This is a genomic window from Blautia sp. OF03-13, assembly GCF_003460685.1.
Taxonomy (GTDB): domain Bacteria; phylum Bacillota; class Clostridia; order Lachnospirales; family Lachnospiraceae; genus Fusicatenibacter; species Fusicatenibacter saccharivorans.
Window position 1 is genome coordinate 1 of record NZ_QTVR01000066.1, and the last position, 610, is coordinate 610.

Annotated in this window: 1 protein-coding gene; it reads right to left on the minus strand. The window is 39.8% G+C overall.

Annotated features, from left to right (window positions below; genetic code table 11):
• Window positions 1-42: 42 nt before the first annotated feature.
• Window positions 43-471 (minus strand): IS200/IS605 family transposase, encoded by a 429-nt coding sequence (tnpA, locus tag DXA55_RS16920; RefSeq protein WP_055226077.1) that lies wholly within the window; start codon window positions 469-471, stop codon window positions 43-45.
• Between the last annotated feature and the right edge of the window lie 139 nt (window positions 472-610).

A 610-nucleotide genomic window follows, 5' to 3' on the forward strand; every position in this document is an offset into this window, starting at 1 on the left:
CTCGCCCCAAAGGGCGGTATCGCAAGCACTTTTGCTGGCCCGCTATAAAGCGGTACTACTCGAATCTTCTCGTCTCGATTCTTCTGCTTGCTCTTTTATATACTTTTGAACTGCTTCATCTGTTATATTGCCAATCGTTTCAACATAATATCCTCTAGCCCAAAATGCTTTATCCCATTTACTTTGTAACTCAGGATGCCTGTCATAAATCATTAATGTGCTTTTTCCTTTCAGATACCCCATAAAATCTGATACTCTGAGTTTTGGTGGAATTGCTACGCTTAAATGTACATGATCTATACATACCGCTCCTGCAATTATCTCTACATTTTTATACTGGCATAAAGTTGCTATTATCTCTCGGACATCTCTGCGTATTCTCCCATACAATACCTTCTTTCGGTATTTAGGAATAAACACAATGTGATACTGGCATTTCCAACGAGTATGTGATAAACTTTTATTGTCCATTTGGACCGCCTCCTTTGATTTTGAGTTTGGCTTGCGACACCATTCTCATTCTATCACAGGAGGCTTTATTTTGTTATCCTCACCACTTCCGACTACTCTATTCTCCCCAGCATAGCTGGGGGATTAGACTTTTCATTCA